This is a genomic window from Streptomyces sp. NPDC058697 (assembly GCF_042715345.1).
In the GTDB taxonomy this organism is placed as follows: Bacteria; Actinomycetota; Actinomycetes; order Streptomycetales; family Streptomycetaceae; genus Streptomyces; species Streptomyces liliifuscus.
This window is the reverse complement of record NZ_JBHXSU010000027.1, coordinates 1-24,590: the sequence shown is the minus strand read 5'-3', so window position 1 is coordinate 24,590 and position 24,590 is coordinate 1. Positions and strand designations below refer to the sequence as shown.

The window sequence follows — 24,590 nt, the reverse complement described above, 5'->3', positions numbered from 1 at the left end:
GGCGCCGGTTCACCTTCCCGCCCGCCCGCGCACCACCCCGTTCCGGCACTTGCGCACCAGCACCGCCCACGTCGCCGCCAGGAACAGCAGGCCGAACCCGGCCAGGATCAGCCAGCCCCGGCTCGCCGGATGGGCGAACGAGTCGCCGTACGACTCCAGCAGCGGCGGCCCCAGCCGGGAGGAACCGTCGCGCCACAGCGACTCCAGGCCGATCCCGCTGCCCAGCGCCTCGAACGCCCACCGGTTGGTCATCGCCCAGCTGATCGCGTCCCCCGCCGCCGTCATCCGGGGCACCGGCACGAACGCCCCCGAGAACAGCACCTGCGGGAAGCAGAGCAGCGGCAGCATCAGCGTCGCCTGCCCCGGGTCCGTCACGGCGGCGGAGGCGAGCAGCCCCAGGGCGAGCGCCGCCGCCGAGGCCAGCACACTCGACACGAACAGCGAGACGTACGTGTCCCAGCCCGCCGCGGGCAGCCGGTCCAGGGCGCGCAGCACCGCGAGAAGCAGGGCGTCCGCGGCCGCCAGCACCGGGAGCATGGTGGTGAGCTTGGACGCCACGTACGGGCCGATCCGCAGTCCGGCCAGCCACTCGCGGCGGAGCACGGGCAGTTCCGTACAGATCTGCAACAGGCCGTACGTCAGCCCGAAGAAGAACGCGCCGAACGCGATCCAGAACATGATCATCGCGGTCGACCCCGGATCCGGGTCCGCCGGATCGAACGCGCCCGCGCGGAACAGCACCGCGAACATCGCCACGATCATCACGGGCGACCCCGCCAGCACGGCGACCGAGAGCCGGTTGTGCAGCAGCAGAGCCGTTCCGCGCCGGGTGAGCAGCGACCACTGGCGTACCGCGCCGACGCGAGGCCGAGGCCCGGGCCGCTCAGGACGGACCACGCCGTCCTCGGACTCCGCGGGCTCTCCAGGGGGCACCGCGGGTTCGACACGCGCCCCGTCGGCCACCGCCTCGTACACCTCCTCGACCGTGTCGACCCCGAACTCCCGGCACAGGGCGCCCGGTTCACCCGTGTACGCGACCTGCCCGCCCGGGGCCAGGAACACGACGTGGTCGCCGCGGAGGAGGTCCGCGAGGACATGGGTCGTCAGGACGATGGTGGTGCCGTGCTCGGCGAGGGCGCGCAGCGTCCGCAACAGGGCAGCCCCGGTGACCGGATCGAGCCCGGAGGTGGGTTCGTCGAGGAAGAGTGCCCGCGGTCTGGTGAGCAACTCGGCGGCGATGCTCGCCCGTTTGCGTTCGCCGCCGCTCAGCGCGCGGACCGGAGTACCGGCCCGGTGCGCCAGCCCGAGCGTGTCCAGGACCCGGTCGACGGCCGCGGTGACCGACTCGGCCGACGTCCCCGCCGGCATGCGCAGACCCGCCGCGTACACCAGCGTCCGGTGCAGCGGCAGGTCGCGGTGCAGGATGTCCTCCTGCGGCACGAACCCGAACTCCGGCCCGGGCTCGCCCGGTTGAGTTCCGTCGTGCAGTACGGAACCTTCGCCGACCGACCGCAGTCCCGCGAGGGTTTCCAGCAGTACCGTCTTGCCCGCGCCGCTGCTGCCGGCGATCACGACGATCCGCCCGGGCGCGGCATCTAGGGACACGTCGTCCAGTACACGCCCCGCTCCGCGCACCTCCTGGGTGAGCCGACGGGCCTGGATCCGCAGACCGTCGACCGGGGCGAGGGACGGGGACACGGGCGGGCGGGGCCCTGTCGGTATCGGCATGGAGGCAGCATGCCAGGAGACCATGGAGTTCAAGCATGAGCGAGGAAGGTGCCGGGCAAGTGCCGGTGCGATATCCGGTGATGGGGTGCATCCGTAGGGCCAAAGCGTCAAATCCCCCTTCTTCAAAGGATCCTTGCTTCTTTTATTGACGGCGGAAAAGAACGGACCTAGGTTCCGGGCATGCGCTCGACTCCTGGTACGGAGGCGTTCCCGGCACATACGCCGGCCGCTGCCCAGATCTTCACCACCGTGCTGTCCCACGGCCCGCTCACCCGGTCGGACATGGCCGGCCGGGCCGGGCTCTCGGCGGCGGCGGTCACGAAGGCGGTCCGGCCGCTGATGGAGGCCGGGTACCTGGTGGAGGACGCGGGCGACGAGGTTCGACCGTCCCTGGGGCGACCGGCCAACCCCGTGCGGGTGGACGGCGGACGGGCCCTGTTCATCGGCGTGAAGATCACCGGCGACGAGATCATCGCCGTGCTGACGGACCTGTGCTGCCGGATCCGCGTCGCCCGGCACGTGCCCCTGGCCGACCGTGAACCGAAGGCCGTGCTCGCCTCGGTCGCCGCCCTCGCACAGGAACTCCTGGCGGAGGCCGACGGGTTCGGCGTTCAGGTCCAGGGGCTCGGCGTAGCCGTCTCCGGCGATGTGGACCGCGCCGCCGGAGAGGTGCGCTTCTCGCCGTTCCTTGAGTGGCGCGACCTTCCCCTCGCCGAACTCGTGGAGATGACGACCGGACTGCCGGTCACCGTCGACAACGACGTCCGGGCCCTGACCGTCGCCGAGCAGTGGTTCGGCGCGGGCGTCGGCCTCTCCGACTTCGCGGTGGTGACGGTCGGGGCGGGCATCGGCTGCGGCCTGGTCGTGCACGGCAAGGTCGTCTCGGGCGCGCACGGGGTGGCCGGCGAGATCGGGCACGTGGTCATCGATCCGACGGGACCGCCCTGCCACTGCGGAAACCGCGGGTGCGCCGAGGCCATCGCCGCGGACCCCGCGATCGTCGCCGCGGTGCGCGAGGCGACCCGCCTGCCGGTGGCCGACGCCGCGCAGGCCGTCGACCTGGCCCGCCGGGGCGACCCCGGCGCCCGTGAGGTGTACGCGTGGGCCGGGGAGGCGATCGGCAGGGCCATCGCCACCGTCGCCAACCTCATGGGCCCCCAACGCGTGATCATCTCCGGCGAGGGCCTCGCCGCATACGACCTGTTCGCCGAGCAGATCCGCGACGCCTTCACCGCGTCGGCCTTCGGCACGGCCGCGCAATGCGACCTGCTGACGCGTCCGTTGCCCTTCGACGAGTGGGCGCGGGGCGCGGCCGCCACCGCCATCCAGTCCTTCATCGGCGGTCCGACCCGCGGCCAGGGATGAGCCGCCGCAACTCCTCACGAACAGTCAATCTCCTTGGCATCCAAGGAAGTTCCCGCACCAACGCACCGACACATCACTGCACCAACGCATCACCGCACCCGCGCAGAGCCGAACTCATCACTGGAGGTCCGACCTATGAGGTCACCCTCGTACTCTCCCGGTACCCCCGCCCGCCGCTCAACAAGAGCCGTGCTCGTCCTGGCCCTCACCGCGGCCATGGCGACGACCCTCCCGGCAGCCCGGGCCGCCACCCCCACTGCCTCTACTCCCACGACCACGTCGACGTCGACGTCCGCGTCCGCGTCCACCGCCGGCGCCGAGGCGGTCGCGGCCAAGCCGTACATGGGCTGGTCGAGTTGGAGCATGCAGTCCTCGAAGTACCCCGGGCTCAACCCCGACGGCGACTACAGCTACCTCACCGAGAAGAACGTCCTCAAGCAGGCGGACGCCCTGGCGGCCAAGCTCAAGCCGTACGGATACGAGTACGTCAACCTCGACGCCGGATGGTGGCGGGCCAAGGACTGGAAGCCCGGATTCGACGAGTACGCCCGTCAGAAGGCGGACCCGGGCCGCTTCCCGCGCGGTATGAAGCCCGTCGCCGACCACATCCACGGCAAGGGACTCAAGGCGGGCATCTACCTGCCCGTCGGCCTGGAGAAGGAGGCGTACGGGGAGGGCAAGACCCCCATCTGGAACGCGGAGGGCTGCACGACCGCCGACATCGTGTACGGCGACCTGCGCACCACCAACGGCTGGGACAGCGCCTACAAGCTCGACTTCTCCAACCCCTGCGCCCAGAAGTACGTCGACTCGCAGGCCCGGCTCTTCGCCGACTGGGGCTACGACTTCCTCAAGCTCGACGGGGTCGGACCGGGTTCCGGCAAGAACGGCGACCAGTACGACAACGTTGCCGACGTCGCCGCCTGGCAGAAGGCCATCGCCGCCACCGGCCGCCCGATCCACCTGGAGATCTCCTGGTCGCTCGACATCGGCCGGGTCGCCGACTGGAAGAAGTACTCCAACGGCTGGCGCATCGACACCGACGTCGAGTGCTACTGCAACACGCTTGTCAGCTGGGAGAACTCGGTCGACGACCGATGGGACGACGCCCCCGGCTGGACCCGCCACGCGGGCCCGGGCGGCTGGAACGACCTGGACTCCCTGGACGTCGGCAACGGCCAGATGGACGGCCTCACCAAGGCGGAGCGGCAGAGCTACGCCACCCTGTGGGCCATCGCCAAGTCCCCGCTCTACACCGGTGACGACCTGACCAAGCTCGACTCCTACGGCGTGTCGCTGCTGACCAACCGCGAGGTCATCGCCCTCAACCAGGGCAGCACACCGCCCGCCCGCCCGGTCACCCCGTCCGACCCCCAGCAGGTGTGGGCGGCCAAGAACGCCGACGGCAGCTACACCGTGGCCCTGTTCAACCTCGCCGACGCGCCCGCCGCCGTCACCGCCGACTGGTCGACCCTCGGCTTCACCGGCAAGGCCTCCGTCCGGGACCTGTGGAACCGCGAGAACCTCGGCACGCACACGAACAAGGTGACGCAGGCCCTGCCCGCCCACGGCTCGCGGCTGTTCACCGTCACCCCGCGCGGAGCGGCTCTCGCCTCGACCGGCTATGAGGCCGAGTCGACCACCAACACCCTCAGCGGCAACGCCTCCGTCGCCGACTGCTCCGCCTGCTCGGGCGGCAAAAAGGTCGGCAACCTCTACGTCGGCGGCAAGCTCCGCTTCAACGACGTGGTCGTCGCCAAGGCCGGTACGTACATGGTGAAGGTCGGCTACGTCAGCGGTGACGCGCGCTCCATCGACGTCTCCGCGAACGGCAACGGCGCCAGGCACCACAAGTTCCCCTCCACCGGGGACTGGGGAACCGCCGAGACCGTCAGCGTGCCCGTCACCCTCAAGGCCGGCGCCAACACCATCACCTTCGACAGCGGCACCGGCTACGCCCCGGACATCGACCGCATCGACGTCCCGAAGTCGTCCTGACCGCCGTTCTCTTCCCCCTGGAGCCGCACCATGGACAACAACCCGACCGAGCCCAGCCGACGAAGACTCCTCTCCCTGGCCGCAGCGGCAGGCGTCGCCACCGCCCTTGGCGGCCTGCCCGCCTTCACCGCATCCGCCGCACCCCAGCGGCCCGCCGACGCCCCGCTCCCGAAGGGGAGTTCACGCAACCAGCTGTGGTGGCAGGCGCCCGGCGACGAGCACTCGATGATCGAACAGGGCCTGCCCGTCGGCAACGGCCGCCTCGGCGCGCTCGCGAGCAACGACCCCGGCCGTGAGCTCCTCCTGATCACCGACGCCACCATGTGGACCGGCGGCCTCAACGACAAGCTCGACTCCGACGGCCAATTCCCCTACGACCGCGAGAACTTCGGGTCCTTCACGCTCCTCGGCCGCCTCACCGTCGACATCCCCGACCACGACCTGTCCGCCGTGAACGGCTACCGCCGCACCCTCGACCTCGCGCAGGGCGTGGTGACCACGACGTACGTCCGCTCCGGAGTGACGTACAAGCGGCAGATCTTTGCCAGCCGTCCCGACGACGCGATCGTCCTGCACTTCACACAGAGCGGCGGCGGCCGATACACCGGCAGCATCGCCCTCGACGGGACGCACGGCGAGAGCGTGACCGGCACCTCCTTCGGTGCCGCCTTCCCGAACGGTCTGCGCTACGGCGCGGCCGTGAAGGCGACCGGCAGCGGCGGCAGCGTCCGGGTGAACGGCCCGCGGATCGACTTCTCCGGCTGCAGGGAACTGACCGTCGTGGTGAGCGGCGGCACCAACTACGCGCCCGACGCCTCCAACGGCTACCGCGATCCGTCCCTCGACCCCGAGCGCCTGGCCCGTACGAAGGTCCGCGACGCGGCGGACCACTCTGCGGACACCCTGCTGCGCACCCATGTCGCCGACCACCGCGAGCTGTTCGAGCAGTTGGACATCTCGCTCGGCACGTCGTCCGACGAGCAGCGCGCCCTGGACACCTGGGACCGGCTCGGGGCAAGGGCCAGGGACGGTGAGCCCGATCCCGAACTGGAGGCCGCCTACCTGCAGTTCGGCCGCTATCTGATGATCTCCGGGTCCCGCGGCAGCCTCCCGCTCAACCTCCAGGGTCTGTGGCTCGACGGCAACGACCCGGACTGGATGGGCGACTACCACACGGACATCAACATCCAGATGAACTACTGGATGGCCGACCGGGCCGGGCTGTCCCAGTGCTTCGACGCGCTCACCGACTACTGCCTCGCCCAGTTCCCGTCGTGGACGAAGCTCACGAACGACCTCTACAACGACCCGCGCAACCGCTTCCGGAACTCCACCGGGAAGGTGGCCGGCTGGGCCGTCGCCTTCTCCACCAACATCCATGGCGGAAGCGGCTGGTGGTGGCATCCGGCGGGCAACGCCTGGCTGTGCACGACCCTGTGGGAGCACTACGAGTTCACCCGGTCGCGCTCCCATCTGGCGAGGATCTACCCGCTCCTCAAGGGTGCCTGCGAGTTCTGGGAGGCGCGGCTGATCACCACGACACTCCCCGGCACCTCGCAGGAAGTGCTCATCGACGACAGCGACTGGTCGCCCGAGCACGGTCCGCAGGACGCCAAGGGCATCACCTACGCGCAGGAACTGGTGTGGGTGCTGTTCGACCACTTCCTCACTGCGTCGAAGGAGTTGAAGAAGGACTCCGCCTACGCGAAGAAGATCGGCGGCCTCCAGAAGCGGCTGTATCTGCCGAAGGTCAGCCCCAAGACGGGCTGGCTGGAGGAGTGGATGTCGCCCGACAACCTCGGCGAGACCACCCACCGGCACCTCTCCCCGCTGATCGGCCTCTTCCCCGGGGACCGCATCCGTCCCGACGACTCCACCCCGCCGGAGATCGTCGAGGGAGCGACTGCCCTGCTCACCGCGCGCGGCATGGAGAGCTTCGGCTGGGCGAACGCCTGGCGCAGTCTGTGCTGGGCCAGGCTCAAGGACGCGGACAAGGCATACCAGCTGATCGTCAACAACCTCCGCCCGTCGATCGACGGCGGCAACGGCACGGCCCCCAACCTCTTCGACATCTACGAAGTGGAGAAGGGCCGCGGCATCTTCCAGATCGAGGCCAACTTCGGCACACCCGCGGCGATGATCGAGATGCTCGTGTACTCGCGCCCGGGCCATCTGGAACTGCTCCCGGCCCTCCCCGGCGCCTGGGCGAAGTCGGGCTCTGTCACGGGAGTCGGTGTCCGCGGCGGCTTCACCGTCGACCTGCGCTGGCGCGACGGGAAGCCCACCGAGGCCCGGATCCACAGTGTCGGCGGCCGGACCACGACAGTGGCGTACGGCAACACCTCCCGGACGGTGACGCTGAAGCCCGGCGGGTCCGTCACGCTGCGGGACTTCGCCCGATGACGTCCCTACTCGCCCGTGCGGGCGGCCGCCTGGCCGCCCTGCTGCTGATCGCCGCGGCCCTCCAGGTGACGCCCGCGGCGGCGCGGCCGGCCGACACGCACGCGCCCACGGCCCAGGCCGCTGCCGCCGAGCAGCGGCACGACGTGGTCACCTGGGGCGCGAGCGCGGACCGCATCGGCGACGCCGTCAACGACCGCAGCTACCGCCTGATCGTGCGCACCAGCGTCGCCGGGGACGACCTGCGCATCCGGCTCTCCAACGCCTTCGGCGACCGGCCGCTGACCTTCGACAGCGTCTACGCCGGCACTCGGAAGGAGGGCGCCACCGTGGTCCGCGGCACCAACCGGCGGCTGACCTTCGGCGGCTCCCGGTCCGTCACGGTCCCCGCCGGCGCCACCGCCTACAGCGACCCGCTCCCCGGCAGGGTGCCCGCCGCGACCGACCTGGCCATCAGCCTCCACACCAGCGAGGCGAGCGGCACGGCCACCGGTCACTCCATGGCCATGCAGACCTCCTACGCGGCGGACGGCGACCACGCGGGCGAGGAGGCCGCCGCCTCCTGGACCCAGCCGATCGGCTCCTGGTTCTACCTCGACGCCGTGTCCGTACGGACGAGTTCGGCCACCGGGGCCGTGGTCGCGCTCGGCGACTCCATCACGGACGGCTGGCAGTCCACGAGCGATCTCAACCGCCGCTGGCCCGACTACCTCGCCCGTCGGCTGAAGGCAACGCCCGGACAGGTCAAGGGAGTTGCCAACGAGGGCATCTCCGGGAACAAGGTCCTCGCGGACGGCGCAGGGCAGAGCGCACTCAACCGGCTGGACCGTGACGTCCTCTCCCTGCCGGGCGTCCGCACGGTGTTCCTCTTCGAGGGCGTCAACGACATCAAGGCCCACTCCGGCGTCACGGCCCAGGACATGATCAAGGGCTATCGCGAGATCATCGCCCGCGCCCACGAGGCCGGGAAGTGCGTCGTCGGAGCCACCGTCGCGCCCTTCAAGGGCTGGTACGAGTGGGACGCCGCCGCCGAGTCCGTACGCGTGGAGATCAACCAATTCATCCGGGACAGCGGGGAGTTCGACGCCGTCACCGACTTCGACCGCATCCTCCGCAGCCCCTACGACCACGAACGCATCCTCCCCGTCTTCGACGGCGGCGACCGACTGCACCCCAACGACAAGGGCATGCAGGCGATGGCCGACGCCGTCGACCTCAAGAGCCTCGAATGCACCGCGTGAGCACCGAGCTGAGGCGACGCACAGATGACGCATCCCGCTGACACGTGGCCCCAATGTGCCCCACACACAGAGGAGTTGACCCAATGAACCGACGTCGCTTACTCACCGGCGGGACCGCGCTCGCGGCCTCCGCCACCCTCCTCACCACCCCGACCGCGACCGCCCGCACGGCCCGGGCCCTTCCGCCGAGAGCCGAGATCCTCGCCGTCCTGCGCCGGGTCGCCGACCACTGGATCGCCACGCACGCGGACCCGGGCGACAACGGCTGGGCCAACGCGACGTTCTTCAGCGGCCTGCTCGCGCTGCACCGGCTGACCGGCGACCCCCGCTACCTCGCGTACGCGCGCGGCTGGGCCGAGAAGCACGCGTACGGCCTGCGGGGCGGTGTGACGACCCGTCACGCCGACAACCACAACGCGGGACAGGCCTATCTAGACCTCTACGAGATCGAGCCGGAGCAGCGGAAACTCGCCGCGATCGAGGAGTCCCTGCACCGCATGGTCCACACGGACCAGCCGGGCAAGAACGACGACTGGTGGTGGGACGACGCCCTCCACATGGGCATGCCGCCGTTCGCCCGCCTCGGCGTTCTGCGCAAGGACCCGCGGTACTGGGAGAAGCTGTACGCCCTCTACGGCCACACCAAGCGCGTGGAGGGCGGGCCCGGTCTCCTCGATCCGGGCACCGGCCTGTGGTACCGCGACAAGCGGTTCCTGCCCGGCGCGATCGTCTCGCCCACGGGCAAACCGGTGGTCTGGTCGCGCGGCAACGGCTGGGTGGCGGGCGGACACGTCAAGACCCTCAAGGCCCTGCCCCGGTCGGAGCGGCACACCGCCGAGTACCGGGAGACCCTGACCCGGCTGGTCACCGCCCTGCCCGCCGCACAGCGCACGGACGGCTTCTGGAACGTCAACCTCGCCGACGCGGCACATCTGCCCGGCCCCGAGACGAGCGGTACCTCCTTCTTCCTCTACGGGACGGCCTACGCGATCCGTGCCGGCCTCGTCCGCAGGTCGGCCTTCCTGCCGGTGGCGGACCGGGCATGGCAGGGCCTCGTCACCACGGCCGTCCATCCCGACGGCTTCCTCGGCTACGTACAGAAGGTGGGCGACCGCCCGGAGTCCAGCCAGCCCGTCACCTACGACAGCACCTCGGACTTCGGCGTGGGTGCCTTCCTGCTGGGGGGTACCGAACTCGCCCTTCTGACGAGCTGACAGCACCACCGTGCGGGCCGGCGTAATGGCTCTGTAGCGTGGGCACATCAACCAACGCGACGGAGGCTGTCACATGACCCGCCCGATCACCGTGGGAGTAGACGGTTCCGCCGAATCCCTGGCCGCAGTGCACTGGGCGGCCAGGGAGGCGGTACGCCGTTCACTGGCACTGCGTGTGGTGCACGCCTGGGAGAAGTCCGACGGCGAGGACCGGACCGGGGACGTGCGGGAGGCGCTGGCGGAGACCGCACGCGAGGTCACCGGCCGGCACCCGGACCTGCCGGTGAACACCGACCTCCTCGAAGGCGACCGGGTCGACGCGCTGGTCGCCGCGGCGGCGGACGCCGAGACGCTGGTGCTCGGCACCCGTGGGCACGGAGCGATCGTCGGCTTCCTGCTCGGTTCCGTCGGGCAGCAGGTGGTCGCCGAGTCCGCGCGGCCCGTCGTCCTCGTACGCGCCGGGGATCTTGCCGAGTCCGAAGCGGCCGGCCGCGAGATCGTCGTCGGGCAGCAGGGCGGCCCGGACGACAGCGCGGCGGCACTGGGGTTCGCGTTCGAGACGGCGGCAGCGCGCGGCGCCGCCGTACGCGTCGTACGCGCGTGGAGCCTGCCCACCGTCTTCACCTTCAGCCCCGGCTCGCTGAGGCTCGCCGACGAGGCCGGGGGACTGGAGCAGTACGAGAGGAAGGCGCTCGCGGAGGCCCTGCGCCCCTGGGAGGAGCGGTTCCCCGAGGTGCGAGTGACACAGCACGTCGAGATGGGCAGCGCGGGCGAGGTGCTGCTCACGGCGGCCGCGCCGGCCCAGCTGCTGGTGGTGGGCCGGCGTGCGCACCGCTCCGCCGTCGGTACCCGGGTGGGCTCGGTGGCCCATGCGGCCATGCACCACGCGCCCTGTCCGGTGGCGGTCGTCCCGCCCGCCTGACCGCCCGCCTCAGACGGACGGCGCCGGATCGTCCGTCGGCGGCGGCAGCGCGTCACGCATCGCGGGCAGGATGTTCTTGACGTAGTCCTCGACCGCCGTGTCCAGGCCGATGTCGTGCTGGGCCCGCTCGGACAGGTACCAGCGGTGTTCGAGGAGCCCGTGGTAGAGCTCGGCCGGATCCATCGCGCCGCGCAGCTCGCGGGGAATGGCGCGCACGGTCGGCCGGAAGACGTCCCGCACCCAGCGGTGGGCCAGCACCTCCGGGCGGGCGGCGAGGGGGTCGCCTGGCGCGTAGTCGTCCTGGGTGGCCATCCAGGCCTCCAGGTCGTTCAGCAGCCGCCGCGCCTGGTTCTCCTCGGCGTCCAGCCCGGTCAGCCGCAGCAACTGGCGCTGGTGATGGCCCGCGTCGACGACCTTCGGCACGAACGTCACGGTGTCACCGTTCGAGGAGTGCGCGATCTGCATCTCGGCGACGTCGAAACCGAGGTCGTTCAGGCGGCGGATACGGCGGTCGATGTAGTGGTGCTTGCCCGCCGGATACACGGACGTGCGGGTGAGTTCCTCCCACAGCCGGTTGTAGCGCGCGCAGATCTCCATGCCGAACTCGATCGGGTCCACCGACGGGTGGAGGGCGCCGGACGCCTCCAGGTCCAGCAGCTCCCCGCTGATGTTCACGCGCGCGAGATCGAGGTCGTACTCCCGCTGCCCGGGACTCAGTTGCGGATGCAGCTCCCCGGTCTCGGCGTCGACGAGATACGCGGCGTACGCGCCCGCGTCCCGCCGGAACAGCGTGTTGGACAGCGAGCAGTCGCCCCAGGCGAACCCGGCCAGATGGAGCCGGACGAGCAGCACGGCCAGCGCGTCCATGAGCCGGTGCATGGTGGCCGGTCGCATGGTCGTCTCGAACATCGACCGGTAGGGCATCGAGCCGCCCAGATGGCGGGTGATCAGTACGGATTCCAGCGGGTCGCCGCCCTCGTCGGTGCGGCCGGTGACGACGGCGAGCGGGTCCACCGACGGGATGTTCAGCCGGTCGAGACTGCGCAGCAGCTCGTACTCCCGCAGGGCGGGCCGCTCGGCGAGCTCCTTGACCGCCACGACCTCCGTGCCGGCGCGCGCGTAACGCACCACGTGCCGCGAGATGCCCCGCGGCAGCGGCACCAGGTAGTGCTCCGGCCACTCCTCCAGGGGCAGTTGCCACGGCAGGTCGAGCAGGAGCGCGGGATGCTCCGGGTTGGTGGCGCTGATCTGCAATGCCATCGCTCGCTTGCCCTGCCTCACGGTCGGCCGTCATGTCGCAGGAGCATCTCCGCACCTGGACGTCCCCTTCGTCAACATGGACGTCCGTTTCGTCACCCGGTGGGAGATGCGCCCGCTCCTCGGCTCAGACCGGCTGATCCACCCCCAGCACCGCGCGGACCTCGAACTTCTCGTACGTCTCGGCCGGCTCGCTGTCCTTGGGACGGGAGGCCATGACGGTGCCCAGCCAGCCCAGCAGGAACCCGGCCGGTACGGAGACGATGCCGGGGTTCTGCAGCGGGAAGAAGGCGAAGTCCGCGTCCGGGTAGAACGAGGCGGGCCTGGAGGACACGACGGGCGAGCAGACGACCAGCAGTACGGACGTGATGAGGCCGCCGTACAGGCTGAGCAAGGCCCCGCGCGCGTTGAAGCGGTGCCAGAACAGGCTGTAGACCATCGTCGGCAGGATCGCGGACGCGGCGATGGCGAAGGCCAGGAAGGCCAGGGTGGCGGTGTTCGTCCCCCAGGAGACGAGCGCGAGCAGCATCCCGAGGACGCCGATCACGACGGCGGAAAGACGGGCCACGGTCAGCTCCTCCCGCTGGCTCGCCCGGCCCTTGCGGACCACCTCTCCGTACAGGTCGTGCGCGAGGGAGGAGGCGGCCGCGAGGGTGAGGCCCGCGGCCACGGCCAGCAGCGTGACGAACGCCAGACAGGAGATGAGCGCGGTGAGCAGGGCGCCGCCGATGTCCTGGGCGAGCAGCAGCACCGCGGCGTCGCCCTTCGCGTCGATGTCGGCGATGACGTCCCGGCCGACGATCGCGGTCGCGCCGAGGCCGAGCACGCCCGCGGCCAGGCACACGAAACCGACCAGGCCCATGGCCCACAGGATGGAGCGCCGCAGCACCCGGGTGGCGCTCGGGGCCAGCAGCCGCATCATCACGTGGGGGAGTGCGGCCAGCCCCAGCACGATGGCGATCTGGAGGCTGAAGAAGTCGAGCTTGCTGGTCGTGCTGCCGCCGTAGCGCAGCCCTGGCTCCAGGAACCGCTGGCCGATCCCGCTGCCCGAGGCGGCTCCGCCCAGCAGGTCGTCGACGTTCCAGTTGTAGCGGTGCAGCACCATGACGGCGGTCACGGCGACACCGACGACCAGCATGACGGCCTTGACGATCTGGATGAAGGTCGCACCGGGCATACCGCCGAGCGCCACGTACAGCACGACCAGGGTGCCGATGGCCACGATGCACAGGGTGCGGGTGGCGCTGGACGGTTCGCCGAGGAACTGTGTCAACAGGGCGACGCTGCCGACCAGTTGGGCGACGAGATAGAGCACGGTGACGGTCAGCGTGCAGAAGGCGAGCGCCAGTCGGACGGAGCGCTGGTTGCGCGGCAGACGCAGTGCCAGGGTGTCGCCGAGCGTGAACCTGCCGGAATTGCGCAGGGGTTCGGCGATCAGCAGCAGCACCATCATCCAGGCCACGCTGGTGCCCACGAGGTACAGCAGGCCGTCGTACCCGGTCAGTGCGACCAGACCGGTGCTGCCGAGCAGCGTGGCGGCGGAGAGGTAGTCCCCGCACATCGCCAGGCCGTTGCGCAGTGGCGTCATCGTGCGGTCGCCGAGATAGAACTCGCTGATCTCGTCACCCTGCGGCGCGATGATGAGCGCGGTGAACATGCTGACCACGACGACCGACACGAACAGGATGAAGGTCAGCTTCAGACTGAAGCCGCCGACGACACCGGCGGAGAGAGTGACCAGGTGGTCCTGGGGGAGAGTCACCATCCGCCGAACCGCCTCTGCTGCTGGGGGACCCGGGCCCGTGCGGCCGCGTCGCGACGCAACTCGGCGCGCAGGTGATCGGCGGCCGGGTCGACCCGCCGCTCCATGTGCACCGTGTACCGCCAGGCGGTGAGGGCCATCACGGCGAACTGACCCACCCCGCCCGCGAGTCCCAGCGTCACATGACCGAACAGCGGCCGGTTGAGCACGTCGGGCAGGAAACTCGACAGCAGTACGAAGAGCAGGAACCCGCCCGCCGAGATCGACAGCGCCACCGCCCCGAATCTGCGGTGGGCGCCGCGGATGGAGCGGAAGTCGGGACGCGAACCGATCATGTTCCGGGCCACGGGTCCGGACTGCGCGCTGTCCGGAGGGGAACCGTAGTACGGGCTTGGGTGTTGTGGCATACCGTGCCTTGTCAAATAAGAGGGCAGCTCAAGAGGCATTGCTGAACGCGGCTCAAGTTTCCGGATCGAGCGGTTCGGGAATCGGCCCGAATTGCCGCTGAAATCCTCACCCGGTCGACCCGGGGCGGTCCGGCCGATGGGGTATGTCGGCGAGACTGAACGGATTCTGGCATTCAATCGATTCAATAATCAACAGTGAAAATGTGAGGGAAATGCGAGCGGCCTTATTCGGCCTGCGAAGCCGGCTGGGCTGGCTCAAATGCACCGCACAGCATCGGGCGCCGGAGCCGGCACGGGCACCGCCGGGCGCCGCGGCGGAGGCCGGAGCCGGGGGACGTGATGTGCAGCACGCCGGGGCGGTGGGCGTGACACCTGTGGGAGGGGTTCTGGCTGGGCACGGCTTGATCAGCGATCAAGCCGGGTAAAATCCCTGGCCAAAGCCCATTCTGCTCATTTGACACCTCGTCGCGCTCAGGGATAGACAGCAGCCCTCTGAGGTCGAGAGGTGAACCGTGTACGAGCCGAATGTGGTCGGGGACTGGCAGGAGTACGACGACGAGCATGCCGGCCTGCGCATTCGCGTCCATGGCTTGGAGAAGGCGGAGCCGCCGCGCGGGCGTGACGACGCGGCCGAGGGCCTGATCTACTTCCGATTCCGGGTGACCGTCGAAAACCGGACGACCGAGCATTTCGGCATTCATCTGGAAGACGGTCAGCTCGACATCCGTATCGGAACCGACGGCGAGAGCGCGTTTCTGGACTGGCGCAACTCGCAGTTCATCGAGGGCTTCGACGTCTATCCGCTGCGCCGGGCCACCGCGGTCCTGTTCGCCGCCGCGCCCGAAAGCGGCCTGTCCCACGTGGACATCCAGGTCCAGTTGAAGGTCGACGACGGGTGGACCGAACGCTACCTCTGGTCCGGTGGCATCGGCCTGCACGAGCCGGCGGTCGGCGTCGGTGCCCGTCCCGAATCCGCCGCGGACGGTCTCGCCGCCCAGGTGATCAGCTTCCTGGAGAAGGAAGCGGGCCCGGGCCCGGCTTCCTGACGGTCGCAGAGGCAGGGCCGCCCCCGCCGAGGCTCAGCCGCCTCGCCCCGGCTCCAGGGCCTCGGCGGCGGCCACCGCGACAGCCTCGGACACGGCGGCGAGCGCCGGGAAGTCGAGCTTCCACTGCTGCCAGTAGCACGGGAACGCAGACTTCGAGTCCGGCGCGAGATTGACGAGCCGCCCCGCGTCGAGCAGCGGCGCCGTCTGCACCTCGGGCGCCATGCCCCACTCCATCCCGGCCGCGACGGCGTCGACGAACCCCTCCGAGGCCGGCACGAGATGCCGCAGCGAACTCGCCGCGCCACGACCGCGCCCGAGCCCCCGGACGAACGCGTCCTGGAGTTCGGCCTCGGGGCCGTCCTCGCCGGCCTGGTCCGGTTCGCCGCGCTGGGCTTCGGCGCCCGGCTGCTCAGCCGCTTCCTGGTCAGGCCGTCGGCATGGCGCGTACTGGACGCCCTGGTCGCCGCGATGATGATCGCGCTCGGAGTCACGCTGATCGCCGGGGCGTGAAGGCTTCCGGGTCCGCAGGCTGGCGGCAGTCCGGGGCGCCGCGGTTGTGGTCGTGGCCCTGGTCGTGATGGTCATGACGGCTGTGGTGGACGTGGCGGTCTCCTCGATGGACGACGGCGACGGCCAGGAGGCCGAGTGCCAGTCCCGCCACCGTCTGTGTCCCGAAGGGTTCACCGAACATCAGCGCACCCCACACGGCCGTGACGGGGGCCATCAGGAACATCAGGGTGTTGACCTTGGTCACCCCCGACCGCCGCAGGATCAGCCAGTACAGCCCGTACCCGCCGAAGGTGGAGAGCACGACGAGCCACACCACCGCGGTCCAGAAGGAGCCGCTCGCGGGCGGTGCCACCGCCCCGGTGGCGGCGGCAAGTGCCGTGAAGATGACGGCACTTGTGACGGCATGGACCGTCATCGACACCATCGGGCGGACGTCCGTACGGGACCGGCGGTCCAGGAAGGTCGCCGCCACCAGGGACAGCATGCCGAGGAACGGCACGAGATACGCCCACCACGCGACGCCCGTCCCGGCGCCCGCGTCGGCCACGGTGACGACGGCGACACCGGCCACGCCCAGCCCCAGTCCGAGCCACTGCGTACGTGACACCCGCAGGCCCAGCAGGGGCCCGGCCAGCGCCCCGGCCACCAGGGGCTGCGTGCCGTCGATGAGGGCCGTGGTTCCGCTGGAGACGCCCAGCTCGATCGCGTAGTAGACCGTCAGCAGATAGCCGCTCTGCGACAGCGCCCCCACGGCGGCCTGCCGGACCAGATCGCGGGGCGTGAGCCCACGCCACGACGCCCGCGTCGCGATGAGCGCGACGATGCCCAGGACGAGGGCCAGTGGCAGAAAGCGCCACATGAGAAGCGTGACGGCCGGAGCGCTGCCCGACCCGAGCTTGGCCCCGATGAAACCGGAGCTCCAGGCCCCGACGAACGCGATCGACAACAGGATGTTCACGGCACCACACACCTCCAAGGGGGGCGGCCGACAGGAGTAGACCGATCTGTATACCTGGCATCGAGTATACAGATCGGTCTACTATGGGGAAATGAGCACCTCGAAGACGCAGGGCGCATCGCGCACCTCGGGGGCGTCGAGCACGTCGACCACCTCGAACGGGCCGCGCCGGGTGCCTCTGACCCCCGGCGCTCGCCGGGCACTGGAAGCGGCCGGGCGGTTGTTCTACGACCGCGGTATCCACGCCGTCGGCGTCGACCTCATCGCCGCCGAGGCCGGTGTCACGAAGAAGACGCTCTACGACCGGTTCGGCTCGAAGGACCAGATCGTCGTCGAGTACCTAGCCGACCGCGACGAGCGCTGGCGGGCCTTCCTTGCCCCCCGCCTCGACGCGGCCCACACCCCGCACGACCGCGTCCTCGCCGTGTTCGAGGCCTCACGCGACTGGATGGACGCGTGCAGCCCGCGGGGGTGCAGCATGGTCAACGCCCATGCGGAGATCGACGACACCTCGCATCCGGCGTACGCGATCATCACCGGCCAGAAGCAGTGGATGCTCGCCCTCTTCATCGACCTCGTACGCCCCCTGGCGCCCGCCTCGGCCGACTTGCTGGGCCGCACCCTGATGCTGCTCCACGAGGGCGCCCTCGTCGCCCACGGTCTGCGTATCTTTCCCGGCGCCCTCGACCACGCCCGCGAGCAGGCGGAGTCGTTGCTGACGACGGCCGAGGGCTCGCGCACGACGGACTGACGCCGCCTGCGTCCCGTCCATGGATCGGTCCCGCCGGGCGAAGGCGGCCCCGTATCGGCGATAGTGATCCTCGAATCGAAAGATGTATCGAGCATTCAGGTCGAGGAACCAGGTCGAGGAACCAGGACGGGCGTGGACACGAGCAAGAGCGGTGCGGAAAACAACGCGGAATACAGCACAGAACACAGCACAGAACACAGTGCGGAATCGGAGACCGGGGTATCGGAGACGGCCGACGCGGCCGACCCGGCGGAACCGAAGAGAAGCGGCGGCTGGCGTCGCTGGGCCATGGACACCCGGCCACTGCGCCGACCCGCCTACCGCCGCCTCTGGTCCTCGACCATCGTCACGGCCGTGGGCAGCCAGCTCACGGCAGTCGCCGTACCCAAGCAGATCTACGACATCACGGGGTCCTCGGCCTGGGTCGGTTACGCGAGTTTCGCGGGACTCCTGCCCCTCGTCGTCTTCGCGCTGTGGGGCGGTGCGATCGCCGACAGCGTGGACCGGCGCAAGCTCCTCCTCGTCACGAACATCGGGATAGCCGTCACGTCCCTCCTCTTCTGGATACAGGCCGTCACCGGACTCGAATCGGTGGGCGTCCTGATGGTGCTGCTCGCCGTCCAGCAGGCGTTCTTCGGCCTCAACTCCCCGGCCCGCCAGGCATCCATCGCCCGGCTGGTCCCCAAGGACGAACTGGCCGCGGCGAACGCGCTCGGCTCGACCGTCATGCAGACCGGCCTCGTCGCCGGCCCGTTGCTGGCCGGAGCCCTCATCCCCGTCGTGGGCCTCGCCGAGCTCTATCTGATCGACGCCCTGGCCCTGTGCGCCACGGTATGGGCGGTCTACCGGCTTCCCGCGCTGCCGCCCCTGGGCACCGTCGCGGCGGCCGCCGGGCGGGCAGGTCTGCGGGGGATCGCGGAGGGCTTCCGCTACATCTCCCTCAACCAGGTGCTCCTGCTGTCCTTCCTCGCCGACATCATCGCCATGGTGTTCGGCATGCCGCGGGCGTTGTTCCCGCAGCTCGCCGCCCAGACGTACGCCCCGTACGGCGAAGGTCTCGCGCTCGGGCTTCTCTTCGCGGCGATCCCCATTGGCGCGGTGCTCGGCGGGCTGATGTCCGGCACGTTCTCGCGTGCGCGGCGGCACGGGCTCATGGTCATCGCCGCGGTGGTCGCCTGGGGTGTGGCCATCACCGGCTTCGGGCTGAGTTCCAACCTGTGGGTGGGAGTGGCGTTCCTCGCCGCCGCCGGGGTTGCGGACATGGTCTCCATGGTCTTCCGCGGGGCCATCCTGCTGTCGGCCGTCACTGACGAACTGCGCGGGCGGATGCAGGGCGTCTTCACGGTCGTCGTCGCGGGGGGTCCGCGTCTGGCCGACGTCCTCCACGGGACGGCGGGATCCGCGCTGGGCGCCCGGACGGCCGTTGCTGGTGGCGGTCTGCTTGTGGTCGCCACGATGCTGGTCCTGGCGGCGACGATGCCGGCGTTGCGGCGGTACCGGGGGAGTGCGTAGACCTTTTTCGCCCCCGCCGCCCTTACCCATTCCCGTCCCCTGGGGCTCCGCCCCAGACCCCGTGGGGTTCGTTTTTGGCTGCGGGTCGTCGTGGGTTGCTCGCGCAGTTCCCCGCGCCCCTAAAAACCTAGGGGCGCGGGGAACTGCGCAATCTTTTGGGGGTTCGGGGGCGTAGCCCCTGAGTCAGGGACGGGAATGGGTAGGGGCGGCGGGGGCGAGGAAAAGCTAAGCCGGGCGCAGCCACACCGTCGCCAGTGGTGGCAGGGTGAGTCGGAGGCTCGCCGCCCACCCCTGCTCCCCCTGAGCCTCAGCCTTGACCGGGCCGGAACCAGTCACACCGCTCCCCCCGAAGCCCAAGGCATCGGTGTTCAGCACCTCCCCCCACGCGGGCACGTCATCAGGAACACCGAGCCGGTACTCGTGCCGCACCACAGGCGAGAAGTTGGAGACGGACAACAACGGATCCCCATCCGCACCGAACCGCAGGAACGCGAAGACGTTGTCCTCCGCCGCACCCCCGGCGACCCAGGCGAACCCGGAGGGATCGCAATCCCGCTCCCAGAGCGCACCGGTCGTCCGGTAGACGGAGTTGAGCTTCCGGACGAGATCACGCACACCCTGGTGATCCGCGGCGGCCCCGTACGACGGATCGAGCAGCCACCAGTCGGGCCCATGCGCCTCGGACCACTCGGCGCCCTGCGCGAACTCCTGCCCCATGAAGAGGAGTTGCTTGCCGGGGTGCGCCCACATGAAGCCGAGATACGCCCGGTGCGTGGCCCGCTGCTGCCACCAGTCGCCCGGCATCTTGGACACCAACGACTGCTTCCCGTGGACGACTTCGTCGTGGGAGATCGGCAGGACGTAGTTCTCGCTGTACGCGTACACCATCGAGAACGTCATCTCGTTGTGGTGGTACTTGCGGTGGACGGGCTCGTGCGCGATGTACTCGAGCGAGTCGTGCATCCAGCCCATGTTCCACTTCAGACCGAACCCCAGACCGCCGCTGTCGGTGGGGCGGGTCACCCCCTCCCAGGCGGTCGACTCCTCGGCGATGGTCATGACGCCCGGCACCCGCCGGTACACCGTCGCGTTCATCTCCTGGAGGAACGCGACCGCGGCGAGGTCCTCCCGCCCGCCATGGATGTTGGGCGCCCACTGCCCGGGCTCGCGCGAGTAGTCGAGGTACAGCATGGACGCCACCGCGTCCACCCGGAGGCCGTCGATGTGGAACTCCTCGCACCAGTACACCGCGTTGGCGACCAGGAAGTTGCGCACCTCGGTGCGACCGTAGTCGAACTCGTAGGTCCCCCAGTCGGGATGCTCGGCTCGGCGCGAGTCGCCCGGCTCGTACAGGGGCTCTCCGTCGAAGCGGGCCAGCGCCCAGTCGTCCTTCGGGAAGTGGGCGGGCACCCAGTCCATGATCACGCCGATCCCGGCCCGGTGTAGCGCGTCGACCAGGTACTTGAAGTCGTCCGGCGTCCCCAGCCGAGCAGTTGGGGCGTAGAAGCCTGTTACCTGGTAGCCCCATGAACCGCCGAAAGGGTGCTCCGCCACCGGCATCAGCTGAACATGTGTGAAGCCGAGGTCCTTGACGTATGCCGGGAGTTCCTCGGCCAGTTGACGGTACGTCAGTCCCCGTCGCCAGGAGGGCAGATGGATCTCGTACACGGAGAACGGCGCCTCGTGCACGGCGATGTCGCCGCGGTGCGCCAGCCACTCCTGGTCGCCCCACTCGTGGTGGGACGCCGTCACGATCGATGCTGTCGCGGGCGGCACCTCGGTCCGGCGTGCCATCGGGTCGGCCTTGAGGAACCGGTGGCCGTGCCGTGAGGTGATCTCGAATTTGTACCGCGCGCCCTCCCCGATGCCCGGCAGGAACAGTTCCCACACGCCGGAAGATCCGAGAGACCGCATCGGGAACGCGGTCCCGTCCCAGTGGCTGAAGTCCCCTGCCACCCGGACGCCCCGCGCGTTGGGTGCCCAGACGGTGAAGCGGGTGCCGGCCACGCCCTGATGGGCCATCGGCTCGGCACCGAGCGCAGTCCACAGCTGTTCGTGGCGCCCTTCCCCGAACAGATGCAGATCGAAATCGCCGAGCGACGGCAGGAACCGGTAAGGATCCTGCACCTCCAGCTCGCCGCCGCCCTCGTATCTCACCAGCAACGTGTACTCGGGAATCGATTCGAGCGGCAGCACACCAGGCAGCACACCCGAGAAGAGACCGTCACCCTCGCTGCTCAGCTCCATGCGCCGCCCGTCCGCCGACAACACCGCCACGGCCGTGGCGAACGGCCGCAACGCGCGGAAGACGACCCCGCCCGGCACGGGATGGGCTCCCAGCAGCGCATGCGGATCGTGGTGGGCGCCCGACAACAGGCGCTCCCGATCCATCGCGTCCATGGGCGCCGCCGGCGGCCGCGCTGCGGGCCGGACGTCCTCGGACACCGGAAGAGTCACGGCTGCGGTGATGTTGCGGGCCACGGGTTCAGCCTCCTTGAGCACTGTGAAAGGACGGGACCGGCTTCTGTGTACCGGATCCGGAGGGTGCGGGTGCGGGGGCGCGCTCGGCGAGGCGGGCAATCGCCGCCATCGGCACGGGCAGCCAGTCGGGCCGGTGCCGGGCCTCGTACAGCACCTCGTACACGGCCCGGTCCGTCTCGTACGCGCGCAGCAGCTCGGGCTCGGCGCGCGGGTCCCAGCGGGCCTGGGTCGCGTACCCCGCGCAGTACGCGTCCCGGCAGCGCCGCGCCCACTCCGGACGCCACGGGCGACGACTGCGGGCGGCGTAGTCGAAGGAGCGGAGCATGCCCGCGACATCGCGTACGGGAGGCTGCGGGTGCCGGCGCTCGGCGATCGGGCGGGCCGGTTCGCCCTCGAAGTCGATGACGAACCACCGCTTCCCGGCCCGCAGCACCTGACCGAGGTGGAGATCGCCATGGATCCGCTGCACCGGACGGCCCGAGTCGAGAGCGGCCAGCGCGTCGAAGGCACCCCGCAGTCCGTCCACGTACGGCAGGAGGTCCGGCACCGACCGGCTCGTGGCGTCCAGCCGCTCGTTCATCGAGGCCGCGAGCCGTCGGCTCCGGCGCCCGACCGGGACGCCGAGGGCGAACGCACCGGCCAGCGCGAGATGCACCTCGGCCGTCGCCTTCCCCAGTTCGTACGCCTCGTCAGTGAAGTCCCGTCCCTCGGCGATCGATTCGAGTGCCAGGGTCCACCCGTCGTCGGCATCGCGCAGGAACGGCTGCAGCACACCGAGCGTCGCCGCCTGCGGCTGCGACGTCCGGAACCACGCCACCGGTGCGGGTACGCGGGTGCAGCCCTGCCGGGCCAGCGCCCACGGCACTTCGAGATCCGGGTTGATGCCCGGCTGGACGCGCCGGAAAATCTTCAGGATGTACGAATCCCCGTACACCAGCGAGGAGTTGGACTGCTCCGCGTCGAGGAGACGCGGGGTGAGACCGGCGGGGATCGCCACATGCGCCTCGCGCTCGAACCGCAGCGGGCCCACTGTCCCAGGAGTGCGCAGCCGCTCCAGGAGCAGGTCCGCCGACCGGGGCTCCTGAAGGGCGTCGTACACCATCATTCCGGCCAGCGGTCCCTCGCTCGCCCGGCCGATACAGGTGTGGGCCAGCCGTGGTGGCAGGACCTCCCGGACACCGAGAAGCAACTGGTAGCAGTCCCCGGGCAGATGAGCGGATGTGTCGTGCCGCGTACTGACCAGGAGATGCAGGCATCCCGGATGCAGCTCGGTCACCGACAGCAGAGCCAGCTCGGTGACCCGCCGGCCCTTGCCCGCGAACCAGCGCTGCTCCGGCAACCACGTCCGCAGCAGTCCGGCGAGCGACGTCAGCAGAAGAGCCGGACTGTGGCTGCTGGGGCGGGGTGAGACGACCTTGCGCATGGCGACCCGTCCTTTCAGGCGCACACCATCAATCGCTGTTTGGTGTGGGGAGCTACCGCGCGGAGTCGGAACCAGTAGAAGCCGTGGCCGGCGAGGGTGAGGAGGTAGGGGAGTTCGCCGATGGCGGGGAAGCGGACGCCGCCGATGAGTTCGACGGGGTGGCGTCCGTTGAAGGCCTGGAGGTCGAGTTCGGTGGGCTGGGCGAAGCGGGAGAAGTTGTGGACGCACAGGACGAGGTCGTCGCCGTGTTCGCGCAGGAAGGCGATGACGGCGGGGTTGGAGGAGGGCAGTTCGGTGTAGGAGCCGAGGCCGAAGGCGGGGTTCTGTTTGCGGATCTCGATCATGCGCCGGGTCCAGTGCAGCAGCGACGAGGGTGAGCTCATGGAGGCTTCGACGTTGGTGACCTGGTAGCCGTAGACCGGATCCATGATGGTGGGCAGATACAGCCGTCCGGGGTCGCAGGAGGAGAAGCCGGCGTTGCGGTCCGGGGTCCACTGCATGGGGGTGCGTACCGCGTCGCGGTCGCCGAGCCAGATGTTGTCGCCCATGCCGATCTCGTCGCCGTAGTACAGGATCGGCGAGCCGGGCAGGGAGAGCAGCAGGGCGGTGAAGAGTTCGATCTGGTTGCGGTCGTTGTCCAGGAGGGTGGCGAGCCGGCGGCGGATGCCGATGTTGGCGCGCATGCGGGGGTCTTTGGCGTATTCCGCGTACATGTAGTCGCGTTCTTCGTCGGTGACCATTTCGAGGGTGAGCTCGTCGTGGTTGCGCAGGAAGATGCCCCACTGGCAGCCGGACGGGATCGCCGGGGTCTTCGCCAGGATTTCCGAGACCGGGTAGCGGGATTCGCGGCGGACAGCCATGAAGATGCGCGGCATGACCGGGAAATGAAAGGCCATGTGGCATTCGTCGCCGCCGGCGCTGTAGTCGCCGAAGTAGTCGACGACGTCCTCGGGCCATTGGTTGGCCTCGGCGAGCAGGACGGTGTCGGGGTAGTGGGCGTCGATCTCCGCCCGCACCCGCTTCAGCACCTCATGCGTGGCGGGCAGGTTCTCGCAGTCGGTGCCCTCCTCCGCGAACAGATACGGCACGGCATCCAGGCGGAAGCCGTCGATGCCCAGGTCGAGCCAGAACCGCAGCGCGGAGACGATCTCCTCCTGCACCGCCGGGTTCTCGAAGTTGAGATCGGGCTGGTGGGAGAAGAAGCGGTGCCAGTAGTACTGCTTGCGGACGGGGTCGAAGGTCCAGTTGGAGGCTTCGGTGTCGACGAAGATGATGCGGGCGTCGGGGTATTGCTTGTCGTCGTCGGCCCACATGTAGTAGTCGCCGTACGGTCCGGTGGGGTCGTTGCGGGACTGTTGGAACCAGGGGTGCTGGTCGCTGGTGTGGTTCATGACGAAGTCGATGATGACGCGCATGCCGCGTTGGTGGGCGGCGTCGACGAATTCGACGAAGTCGGCGAGGTCGCCGAATTCGGGGAGGACGGCGGTGTAGTCGGAGACGTCGTAGCCGCCGTCTTTCAGTGGTGATTTGAAGAAGGGGGGGAGCCAGAGGCAGTCGACGCCGAGCCATTGCAGGTAGTCGAGTTTGGCGGTGAGGCCTTTGAGGTCGCCGATGC

The 24,590-nt window shown here is 69.9% G+C and carries 17 protein-coding genes and 2 pseudogenes; 10 read left to right on the top strand and 9 right to left on the bottom strand.

Annotated elements, in window-relative coordinates:
- Positions 1 to 9 precede the first annotated feature (9 nt).
- The gene (locus ACFWXQ_RS39045; protein ID WP_383954484.1) at positions 10 to 1,728 is read right to left on the bottom strand and encodes an ATP-binding cassette domain-containing protein; all 1,719 of its coding nucleotides are present in this window, start codon (positions 1,726 to 1,728) and stop codon (positions 10 to 12) included.
- Positions 1,729 to 1,908: 180 nt separating this feature from the next.
- Here ACFWXQ_RS39045 and ACFWXQ_RS39040 point away from each other — a divergent pair, with 180 nt between their 5' ends.
- The 6 genes from ACFWXQ_RS39040 (at position 1,909) to ACFWXQ_RS39015 (ending at position 10,868) form a co-directional block, all read left to right on the top strand.
- Positions 1,909 to 3,093, top strand: a complete 1,185-nt coding sequence (locus tag ACFWXQ_RS39040; protein ID WP_383954486.1) for an ROK family protein — start codon at positions 1,909 to 1,911, stop codon at positions 3,091 to 3,093.
- Between the two features lie 135 nt (positions 3,094 to 3,228).
- A complete protein-coding gene (locus ACFWXQ_RS39035; RefSeq protein WP_383954488.1) occupies positions 3,229 to 5,091 on the top strand; it encodes an alpha-galactosidase D in 1,863 nt (620 codons plus the stop codon).
- A gap of 30 nt (positions 5,092 to 5,121) precedes the next feature.
- Positions 5,122 to 7,494 (top strand): glycoside hydrolase N-terminal domain-containing protein, encoded by a 2,373-nt coding sequence (locus tag ACFWXQ_RS39030; protein ID WP_383954490.1) that lies wholly within the window; start codon positions 5,122 to 5,124, stop codon positions 7,492 to 7,494.
- The gene (locus tag ACFWXQ_RS39025; protein ID WP_383954491.1) at positions 7,491 to 8,732 is read left to right on the top strand and encodes an SGNH/GDSL hydrolase family protein; all 1,242 of its coding nucleotides are present in this window, start codon (positions 7,491 to 7,493) and stop codon (positions 8,730 to 8,732) included. Before ACFWXQ_RS39030 ends, ACFWXQ_RS39025 begins: the two co-directional genes overlap by 4 nt.
- An 83-nt stretch (positions 8,733 to 8,815) precedes the next feature.
- Positions 8,816 to 9,946: a glycoside hydrolase family 88 protein gene (locus ACFWXQ_RS39020; RefSeq protein WP_383954493.1), complete on the top strand. Its 1,131-nt coding sequence runs from the start codon at positions 8,816 to 8,818 to the stop codon at positions 9,944 to 9,946.
- Positions 9,947 to 10,019: 73 nt separating this feature from the next.
- Entirely contained in the window at positions 10,020 to 10,868 is an 849-nt protein-coding gene (locus tag ACFWXQ_RS39015) for a universal stress protein (RefSeq protein ID WP_386270287.1), read from the top strand.
- Positions 10,869 to 10,877: 9 nt separating this feature from the next.
- Here the strand turns inward: ACFWXQ_RS39015 and ACFWXQ_RS39010 are convergent, their stop codons facing one another.
- The 3 genes from ACFWXQ_RS39010 to ACFWXQ_RS39000 all read right to left on the bottom strand — a co-directional run bounded on the left by ACFWXQ_RS39010 (position 10,878) and on the right by ACFWXQ_RS39000 (position 14,294).
- Complete coding sequence (locus tag ACFWXQ_RS39010) at positions 10,878 to 12,128, bottom strand: DUF4032 domain-containing protein (RefSeq protein ID WP_383956614.1); 1,251 nt, start codon at positions 12,126 to 12,128, stop codon at positions 10,878 to 10,880.
- Positions 12,129 to 12,252: 124 nt separating this feature from the next.
- Positions 12,253 to 13,890, bottom strand: a complete 1,638-nt coding sequence (locus ACFWXQ_RS39005) for a cation acetate symporter (protein ID WP_383956617.1) — start codon at positions 13,888 to 13,890, stop codon at positions 12,253 to 12,255.
- Positions 13,884 to 14,294: a DUF485 domain-containing protein gene (locus ACFWXQ_RS39000; protein WP_383956620.1), complete on the bottom strand. Its 411-nt coding sequence runs from the start codon at positions 14,292 to 14,294 to the stop codon at positions 13,884 to 13,886. The genes ACFWXQ_RS39005 and ACFWXQ_RS39000 overlap by 7 nt, the downstream gene beginning before the upstream one ends.
- Before the next feature lie 512 nt (positions 14,295 to 14,806).
- Between ACFWXQ_RS39000 and ACFWXQ_RS38995 the strand changes: the two genes are divergently transcribed.
- On the top strand, positions 14,807 to 15,340 hold the full coding sequence (locus ACFWXQ_RS38995) for a hypothetical protein (protein WP_386270286.1): 534 nt from the start codon (positions 14,807 to 14,809) through the stop codon (positions 15,338 to 15,340).
- A gap of 33 nt (positions 15,341 to 15,373) precedes the next feature.
- Here the strand turns inward: ACFWXQ_RS38995 and ACFWXQ_RS38990 are convergent.
- Positions 15,374 to 15,685, bottom strand: a pseudogene (locus tag ACFWXQ_RS38990) (ArgP/LysG family DNA-binding transcriptional regulator); the annotation flags it as partial.
- On the opposite strand from ACFWXQ_RS38990, the pseudogene ACFWXQ_RS38985 reads away from it, so the two are divergent.
- A pseudogene (locus ACFWXQ_RS38985) lies at positions 15,683 to 15,850 on the top strand (LysE family transporter); the annotation flags it as partial. The pseudogenes ACFWXQ_RS38990 and ACFWXQ_RS38985 overlap by 3 nt on opposite strands.
- On the opposite strand, the gene ACFWXQ_RS38980 reads toward ACFWXQ_RS38985, so the two are convergent.
- The gene (locus ACFWXQ_RS38980; RefSeq protein ID WP_383957038.1) at positions 15,828 to 16,808 is read right to left on the bottom strand and encodes a DMT family transporter; all 981 of its coding nucleotides are present in this window, start codon (positions 16,806 to 16,808) and stop codon (positions 15,828 to 15,830) included. The pseudogene ACFWXQ_RS38985 and the gene ACFWXQ_RS38980 sit on opposite strands and share 23 nt — an antisense overlap.
- Positions 16,809 to 16,899: 91 nt before the next feature.
- Between ACFWXQ_RS38980 and ACFWXQ_RS38975 the strand changes: the two genes are divergently transcribed.
- Complete coding sequence (locus tag ACFWXQ_RS38975) at positions 16,900 to 17,559, top strand: TetR/AcrR family transcriptional regulator (RefSeq protein WP_383957041.1); 660 nt, start codon at positions 16,900 to 16,902, stop codon at positions 17,557 to 17,559.
- A gap of 132 nt (positions 17,560 to 17,691) precedes the next feature.
- Positions 17,692 to 19,071 carry an MFS transporter gene (locus ACFWXQ_RS38970; RefSeq protein ID WP_386270285.1) on the top strand — a complete coding sequence of 460 codons (1,380 nt, stop codon included), beginning with the start codon at positions 17,692 to 17,694 and terminating at the stop codon, positions 19,069 to 19,071.
- A 225-nt stretch (positions 19,072 to 19,296) separates the two neighbouring features.
- Here the strand turns inward: ACFWXQ_RS38970 and glgB are convergent, their stop codons facing one another.
- From glgB to treS, 3 genes are all read right to left on the bottom strand, one after another.
- Complete coding sequence (gene glgB, locus ACFWXQ_RS38965) at positions 19,297 to 21,471, bottom strand: 1,4-alpha-glucan branching enzyme (RefSeq protein ID WP_383956819.1); 2,175 nt, start codon at positions 21,469 to 21,471, stop codon at positions 19,297 to 19,299.
- 85 nt (positions 21,472 to 21,556) lie between these two features.
- Positions 21,557 to 22,975: a maltokinase gene (locus tag ACFWXQ_RS38960; RefSeq protein WP_383956816.1), complete on the bottom strand. Its 1,419-nt coding sequence runs from the start codon at positions 22,973 to 22,975 to the stop codon at positions 21,557 to 21,559.
- A gap of 14 nt (positions 22,976 to 22,989) precedes the next feature.
- Positions 22,990 to 24,590: maltose alpha-D-glucosyltransferase (gene treS / locus ACFWXQ_RS38955; protein ID WP_386270284.1), on the bottom strand; the 1,601-nt coding region annotated here is incomplete at its 5' end.

Bases quoted from the DNA above. Each gene is read 5' to 3' on its own strand.
- ACFWXQ_RS39030 (WP_383954490.1), top strand. From the start codon at position 5,122: ATGGACAACAACCCGACCGAGCCCAGCCGACGAAGACTCCTCTCCCTG.
- glgB (WP_383956819.1), bottom strand. From the start codon at position 21,471: ATGGACGCGATGGATCGGGAGCGCCTGTTGTCGGGCGCCCACCACGAT.
- ACFWXQ_RS38960 (WP_383956816.1), bottom strand. From the start codon at position 22,975: ATGCGCAAGGTCGTCTCACCCCGCCCCAGCAGCCACAGTCCGGCTCTT.
- ACFWXQ_RS38975 (WP_383957041.1), top strand. From the start codon at position 16,900: ATGAGCACCTCGAAGACGCAGGGCGCATCGCGCACCTCGGGGGCGTCG.
- ACFWXQ_RS39015 (WP_386270287.1), top strand. From the start codon at position 10,020: ATGACCCGCCCGATCACCGTGGGAGTAGACGGTTCCGCCGAATCCCTG.
- ACFWXQ_RS39045 (WP_383954484.1), bottom strand. From the start codon at position 1,728: ATGCCGATACCGACAGGGCCCCGCCCGCCCGTGTCCCCGTCCCTCGCC.
- ACFWXQ_RS39020 (WP_383954493.1), top strand. From the start codon at position 8,816: ATGAACCGACGTCGCTTACTCACCGGCGGGACCGCGCTCGCGGCCTCC.
- ACFWXQ_RS39005 (WP_383956617.1), bottom strand. From the start codon at position 13,890: ATGGTGACTCTCCCCCAGGACCACCTGGTCACTCTCTCCGCCGGTGTC.
- ACFWXQ_RS39035 (WP_383954488.1), top strand. From the start codon at position 3,229: ATGAGGTCACCCTCGTACTCTCCCGGTACCCCCGCCCGCCGCTCAACA.
- ACFWXQ_RS39000 (WP_383956620.1), bottom strand. From the start codon at position 14,294: ATGCCACAACACCCAAGCCCGTACTACGGTTCCCCTCCGGACAGCGCG.
- ACFWXQ_RS39025 (WP_383954491.1), top strand. From the start codon at position 7,491: ATGACGTCCCTACTCGCCCGTGCGGGCGGCCGCCTGGCCGCCCTGCTG.
- ACFWXQ_RS39040 (WP_383954486.1), top strand. From the start codon at position 1,909: ATGCGCTCGACTCCTGGTACGGAGGCGTTCCCGGCACATACGCCGGCC.
- ACFWXQ_RS39010 (WP_383956614.1), bottom strand. From the start codon at position 12,128: ATGGCATTGCAGATCAGCGCCACCAACCCGGAGCATCCCGCGCTCCTG.